This is a genomic window from Endozoicomonas sp. ONNA1, assembly GCF_024606325.1.
GTDB lineage: Bacteria > Pseudomonadota > Gammaproteobacteria > Pseudomonadales > Endozoicomonadaceae > Endozoicomonas_A.
Genome location: NZ_JAHHPN010000581.1, coordinates 1 through 7,183, shown reverse-complemented (window position 1 = coordinate 7,183; position 7,183 = coordinate 1). Strand labels below are relative to the sequence as shown.

Below are 7,183 nucleotides of genomic sequence, written 5' to 3'. Positions count from 1 at the left end.
GACCAATTTATTGCAACCGCAGTAGGACAGCCTTAAGTCCGACAGGCTGCTAGCTTCTGTTACACTGCATTCTAATCATTCTCCGCTACGTTCAAAAGACTTAGTGTGCACCAGAATTTTTTCACTTAAATCCCCGGCAGCCTCATGGCTGTCGCCTGGAGAGATCATGGCAAATAAAGGTAAACTCTATATCATCGCAGCCCCCTCGGGAGCTGGCAAAACCAGCCTGGTCAAGGCTATGGTTCAGTCGACCCCTCATGTGAAGGTATCGGTTTCCCATACAACCCGTCCGATTCGTCCCGGTGAAACAGACGGTATGAACTATCACTTCACCAGCAAAGACGTCTTTCTGGAGCTGATGAGCCAGGGCCAGTTTCTGGAACATGCAGAAGTATTCGGAAATTACTACGGCACCTCTGAAGCCTGGGTTCGGGAACAGCTGGATACCGGTGAAGATGTTATTCTTGAAATTGACTGGCAGGGTGCCCAGCAGGTACGTAAGCTGATGCCTGAAGCAGTCAGTATCTTTATTCTGCCTCCTTCCAAAGAAGCGCTTCGTGAGCGTTTGATGGGGCGTGGTACCGATGATTTCGACGTGATTGAGCGGCGTATGAATCAGGCTGTGAATGAGATGTCTCATTATGCAGAGTTTGATTATCTGGTTATCAACGATGAGTTTGATCTGGCTCTGCGCGACCTGCAAACGATCATCAGAAGTCGTCGCTTGTCTATTGGCTGGATGCAGCACTACAAGTCCGGCCTGATTGAAGGTTTGTTGAACTGATTGTCCTATTCGAAAACAGTTCAGGCGGCAAGGATCTCTCTGTCCTTGCCGATGTTGTCGTTGTGGCCAAAAACAGTCTGATCAGTTCCGGCAACAAAAAGCGTGAATTCCGGGTCATGGCGAGACCCTTTCTGAGACTGAGCGTCAACTGTAACTCACGTCCTTTTTCCAAAAGGAGTGAAAATGAAATACGTTTTTCACTGCTTCCTCCTTTCTCTCTTACTGCCTTGCTTTCTGACAGTGAGCACCGCCCGTGCAGATGAAGACGATGGGCTGCATCTTAATGATTCCGTCTCATCCATTGCAGACAAAGCGGACTCATTTGCTGCACCACGGGAGGTCAGTGTCGTGGGTGGCGCTATTGAGCCTTACCTTGGAGATGGCTTTGACTGGGGTGCAGGAATAAGCCCGTTGCCGTTGATCACGTTTGCATTTAAAAGATATACCGTTACACCGGATCCAAGGGGTAGCAGTGAGAATCAGTCATCCTGCCAGCAGGGTTCACGACAACGGCTTCAGACATGCGGAGGTGCCATTGCATCAAGTTACTCTGGAGATGACTTGCCACCGGCTGATCGCCCGGATTTTGAAGAACAGCTACAGGAATTTGACAGCTTGCTGGCTGAGCTTGAAAAAGAAATGGCTCAACTGGTCGGAGAAGTCGTTCTACTCACGGACCTTGATGAAACTTTGTTGCCAACCGGGCGCCACATCAGAGAACTGACAAAACGATTCAGGCAGAGGTTTGCAGTTTTTGTGGATAAGTGGCGACAACGGGGCAAATTAAGACTGATTGTCGTGACAGGTGCCATTATTGGCCACGATGAGTGGCATTATTTTGCCGACAACCAACTCCCTGAGCCTGACTACCTGGTATCAATCGGGAGTGGTTTCAGAGCTTTTCAGAGTCCCGTTAATGTGATGGCTCGCCCGGGCACCCGATTTTATGGCGCCCTGATGCCCGGTTTCAGCTTGTTTCCCGAAGACCTGTTTATCAGGCCAGATGGTTTCCGTTTCGAACGATACCTGAGTTGCACCGCTGGGCTGGATAATCAACTGGTATATCTCTTCGCCATACAGGATGTAGCCATTACCGATGTTCACAATCCCGAGCCAGGTCCAATCTATGCCTTCACAGTGGATCCTCAGATGGATCTGAATCAGGAAAAAACCAGAGAGCAGTTGAGGCAGGTGGCATTTAATCTTTTTGGTGCACTTGCCGATGTCAGGTTCAATCCTGATGAGCATCAAGTGACCCTCTCATTGCCTCTGACAAAAGGAGAGTGGGTGAGCAGGCTGGCCAGAGTCATGGGTGTGAGTGGTTCTACCATCATTGCGGCCGGTGACAATGAGATTGATCAGGATCTTCTGGTACCCGGCAAAGGCAGTGATTTCTCGGTTGATACTGCCATTGTTGTAGGTAACGCAAGTCACCATTTTAAGAAAAAAATGATGGGGAGTCCCGGAGTAGAGATAAGTACCTTCAGTTGTATTGTCGGGGTGGCGCAGGGCTTTTTAAGGGGACTGAGGAAGATTGTTCTGGAACAGGTTACGTGAGCTGAAGCTGTTTGAGTTTTTTGGTCATGGCCTCTCAAATATTATTCCTGAAGATGCATTAAAACGGCAGCCATTTGTCTGCCGCTGAATGTGTATACAATATTTGTCTTTTGATCAGATGGCTTCTGTTGCCTTGATCAGCCACTCCAGATCTTCTCCTTCCAATAGTGGTGACAATTCACGTCTCACTCTGTCGTGGTATTTATTCAGCCACTCAACTTCCTCACTATTGAGCCTATCGAGCAACAGTGGACGGGTATCAATCGGTGCGAGAGTCAAGTCTTTCAGTTTATAGAAATCGCCGAATTCGGTTTTTATATCTTCTTCAACCAGCATGATATTTTCGATCCGGATACCATGCTTGCCATTACGATACATACCCGGCTCGTTGGTAATCAGCATGCCGGGTTTCAGAGCAACATCCAGAAAGTACTGGCTGACACTCTGCGGGCCTTCGTGCACATTCAGGAAATAACCCACACCATGACCGGTACCATGATTGTAATTCTGACCTTCAGCCCATGCCGGTTGTCTTGCCAGTGTGTCCAGCTGGATACCACGGGTACCACGCAGGAAACGGGCCCTTGCAAGATTAATATGACACTTGAGCACCAGAGTGTAGTCTTTCCTTTCTTCTTCGGTCATGTCACCGCAGGCAAAGGTGCGGGTAATGTCTGTAGTGCCATCCGGGTATTGGCCACCTGAATCGACCAGCAGAAGCCCTTTTGGCTGAATTGTCAGACAGGTTTCTTCTTCAGCTCGATAATGAATAACTGCACCATTAGGCCCATATCCTGCGATGGTTGAAAAGCTTGGACCTTTAAATTCAGGAGCCATTGCCCGGAATGCCTGAAGGTTTTCATCCAGGCTGACTTCAGTCAGGGTTCCTGTGGAAATCTGACCTTCGAGCCAGCGCATAAAACGCACTATGGCGACACCATCACGACGATGGCAGTCATTCATGCGTTTGATTTCGACAGGGTTTTTAACCGCTTTGAGGTTTTTGGCCGGGCTAGTGGCCTCAACAACACAGACGCTCTCTGCAATAACGTCGAACAGCCATTGACAGGTGGTAGCGGGATCAATCAAAAGTGTAGTGTCGTTTAGTAATGACAGGCTATCTGCAACTGCTGAGTACGCGCACAACTCTACAGAAGAGGCTTTCAGTGCTTCCACGGCTTCTTTTTCCAGACGACTGTCGTCAATAAAGAGCCGTGCTGAGTCTTTGGTGATATGGGCATAAGCCATAAAAACCGGGTTGCATTCAACGTCAGAGCCACGCAGGTTGAACAACCAGGCTATGTCGTCCAGAGCTGCCATCAGGATATGGTCAGCCCCTGCTTCTGTCATTGCTTCCCGCACTTCAGCCAGTTTTTCCTCGCGGCTTTTTCCTGCCATCCCATCACTGTGGAGGGCAACAGGCTCAGCAGGCATGGCTGGACGGTCTTTCCAGATATCATTCAGCAGATCAAGATCGGTTTTCAGGAGCAGGCTTTTGCTATCAAATAACTTTTTGAGATTTCTGACGAACCGAAGGCTCACAACTGTGCCATCAAAGCCAATAACCTGCCCTTCATCAAGGGTATCTGTTATCCATCTGTTGATAGGTGGCACATCAGGCTGCCCTTGCTTCATCAGTTCGATGCCGCTGCCCGCCAGTTGTTCTTCAGCCTGAAGAAAGTAGCGGCCGTCGGTCCACAATGCAGCCCGCTCTTGAAGTACGACAAGGGTGCCTGCTGAGCCATCAAACCCAGACAGCCAGGCACGGCCATTCCATCGATCGGCTACGTATTCGCTCTGGTGTGGATCAGAGCTTGGGATAATCCAAGCGTGAATGTTCTGGCTTTTCATTGCTGATTGCAGTACTGCCAGCTTCTCTGGGGTCGTCAGCTGATTAATGGTGGTTGTCATAAGTTGTATTCTGAAATGCCTGCTGCGAAGAAATAGTATCAGTTAATGGCGCTACTATAACTATCTTTGAAGACAATCAGAAAGGGTAGAAAGCCTTTAATGCTTCAGTCTTTGTCAGAGTCTTATGGCTTTCCAAAATAAAGAACGCTCATACCGCTATAAAAAATGAGCTTCAGAAAGGCCTGTTGACCTGACACAATCAAATGAGTGGTCGATAAAATAATCAATGGCCCTTCCAGTGCATAGTTACTGACCGGTCCCGGGCTTGTTTGGACTCTGGTCGTAAAGTAAACTGTAAGGTCCGCAAACAGGCTGTTTAAGCCAAAAAGCAAAAGTGCTCTTTCCCGGGAGTCTGACCGAAAACAAGCAGAACGCTATTCCCGGTCGGGCGAATAGGAAAGAGCATTTCCATAGTGATTAAATTTGAGAGGTGAGCAGTGGCTCGAGTAACCGTAGAAGACTGTCTGGACAATGTCGATAATCGCTTTGAATTGGTAATGGTCGCTTCCAAGCGCGCACGTCAGCTGGCGATTGGTGGCAAGGACTCCAAACTGGAATGGGAAAACGACAAGCCCACCGTTATGGCTTTGCGCGAAATTGCAGAAGGTCTGGTAACCCCTCTGTCTGTTGAAGAAAAAATGGTGGACGAAGACGAAGCGGCCATGTTCCTGGCTGGTGTTGAGGGCTAATACCACCAGACCTCCCCGGGAGGTGCTCTGGATGGCTGGATGGCTGCACAGGAGGAGCGGGCTTTGCTAACTATTGAAGAGTTTGCCGACCGCTTGAAGTCCTACCTGAATCCCGAACAGGTAAATCTTGTTCGCAGGGCTTACTATTACGCTGAACAGGCGCACGACGGCCAGACCCGGCGTAGTGGTGAGCCTTATATTACCCACCCGCTCGAGGTGGCTGCAATTCTTGCGGACATGCACATGGATCATCATAGTCTGATGGCCGCCATGCTACATGATGTTATCGAAGACACCGGAATCGAAAAAACTGCCATTCACGAACAGTTCGGTGAAGTGGTTGCCGATCTGGTTGACGGAGTCAGCAAACTAACGCACATGCAGTTTGAAAACAAGACTCTGGCCCAAGCCGAAAACTTCCAGAAAATGGCCCTGGCCATGGCGCGGGACATCCGGGTCATCCTGGTCAAACTGTCCGATCGACTCCACAATATGCGCACTCTGGGTGTGCTCAGACCCGACAAGCGTCGTCGGATTGCCAGAGAAACTCTTGACATTTATGTGCCGATTGCCAATCGTCTGGGCATGCACAATCTGCGGATTGAACTGGAAGACCTCGGCTTTCAGGCCATGTATCCCATGAGATCCCGAATGATACGTCAGGCAGTGAAAGAAGCCCGTGGTAATCGCAAGGATCTGGTGGGCCAGGTTCAGAGGGCTATTGCTGTCCGTCTTGAGGAAGTTGGCCTGATGGGCAGAGTCGTAGGACGGGAGAAGCATCTTTACAGTATCTATCGAAAGATGCGTAACCAGAGCAAGTCCTTTGCCGAAATCATGGACATGTTTGCATTTCGTATCATTGTTGGCAGTGCTGACTCCTGTTACCGTGCATTAGGCATGGTCCATAATCTATACAAGCCGATTCCGGGGCGTTTCAAAGACTACATTGCTATTCCCAAGGCTAACGGCTATCAGTCGCTTCACACCAGCCTCTTTGGTATGCACGGTGTTCCCGTCGAGATCCAGATCCGAACTCAGGAAATGGAAGATATGGCCAATAATGGCATAGCTGCCCACTGGCTCTATAAATCGGGAGATGAAGCACTGTCCGGCAGCCATGCCCGTACACGTCAGTGGCTCAAAGGTGTACTTGAACTGCAAAAAAATGCCGGTGATTCACTGGAGTTCATTGAGAACGTCAAGATCGACCTGTTCCCGGACGAAGTCTACGTCTTTACGCCCAAAGGCCATATTCTTGAATTGCCCAAGGGCGCTACTTCCGTTGATTTTGCCTACACCGTTCATACTGATGTGGGTAACACCTGTGTAGCCTGTCGTATTGATCGCCGTCTGGCTTCCCTGAGTCAGCCATTACAGAGTGGGCAGACGGTAGAAGTTGTCACAGCCCCCGGTGCCAGACCTAATGTCGGCTGGTTAAATTTTGTTGTGACCGGAAAAGCCCGGTCCAATATACGTCATTTCCTCAAGAATCAGCGGCGCAATGAATCCATTGCTCTTGGTCGCCGACTGCTGAACAAGGCTCTGGTCAGTTTCGAGAGTCATCTTGATGATATGGACGACCAGGTCCTCAAAGGTCAGATTGAATCGCTGAAGTTCGATACTCTGGATGACCTTTTGGAAGACATTGGTTTGGGCAACCGCATGGCTTACGTCGTTGCACGTATGCTGATGGAACCAGGCAGTGTGGAAACAGAGAAAACCCAGATTGATACTTCTGACTCCGAGAAGCCGCTGTCGATCAGGGGTACGGAGGGTATGGTAATCAGCTTTGCCAAGTGCTGCTATCCGATTCCGGGCGACCCGGTTGTCGGACATGTCAGCTCAGGCCGTGGCATTGTGATTCATACGGAAAGCTGTAAAAACATCTCTGATATTCGCCACAGCCCTGAAAAAGTGCTGGAGGTGGATTGGGATAAAGATGTTTCTGGCGAATTCACAGTCGAGTTGCTGGTAGAGCTGGAACATCATCGAGGCATGATTGCTTCTTTGGCGACCAGTGTCACTGCAGTGGAAGGCAACATAGAGAAAATCAGCATGGAAGAGCGTGATGCCAGCTTCTGTATGGTTCAGCTGGTGATTAAGGTTAAGGATCGTCTCCATCTGGCCCGAATCATCAAACGGCTTCGTGTGATCAAGGGCGTTAACTCTATCAACCGTCGCAGAGAAGCCTAGCAGCCTGTCGGACTTAAGGCTGTCCTACTGCGGTTGCAATAAATTGGTC

General features: G+C 49.6%; 5 protein-coding genes. 4 read left to right on the top strand and 1 reads right to left on the bottom strand.

Annotation, left to right across the window (positions count from 1 at the left end):
• Nucleotides 1-166: 166 nt before the first annotated feature.
• Nucleotides 167-784 carry a guanylate kinase gene (gene gmk, locus KDK19_RS13325; protein WP_257252786.1) on the top strand — a complete coding sequence of 206 codons (618 nt, stop codon included), beginning with the start codon at nt 167-169 and terminating at the stop codon, nt 782-784.
• 183 nt (nt 785-967) lie between these two features.
• Nucleotides 968-2,341, top strand: coding sequence for a hypothetical protein (locus KDK19_RS13320; RefSeq protein ID WP_257252787.1), 1,374 nt, complete (start codon nt 968-970; stop codon nt 2,339-2,341).
• Between the two features lie 114 nt (nt 2,342-2,455).
• On the opposite strand, the gene KDK19_RS13315 is transcribed toward KDK19_RS13320, so the two are convergent.
• Entirely contained in the window at nt 2,456-4,252 is a 1,797-nt protein-coding gene (locus KDK19_RS13315; RefSeq protein WP_257292149.1) for an aminopeptidase P family protein, read from the bottom strand.
• Between the two features lie 437 nt (nt 4,253-4,689).
• Here KDK19_RS13315 and rpoZ point away from each other — a divergent pair, with 437 nt between their 5' ends.
• A complete protein-coding gene (rpoZ, locus tag KDK19_RS13310) occupies nt 4,690-4,941 on the top strand; it encodes a DNA-directed RNA polymerase subunit omega (protein WP_257252790.1) in 252 nt (83 codons plus the stop codon).
• A 63-nt stretch (nt 4,942-5,004) separates the two neighbouring features.
• A complete protein-coding gene (spoT, locus tag KDK19_RS13305; RefSeq protein ID WP_257252792.1) occupies nt 5,005-7,134 on the top strand; it encodes a bifunctional GTP diphosphokinase/guanosine-3',5'-bis pyrophosphate 3'-pyrophosphohydrolase in 2,130 nt (709 codons plus the stop codon).
• Nucleotides 7,135-7,183 lie beyond the last annotated feature (49 nt).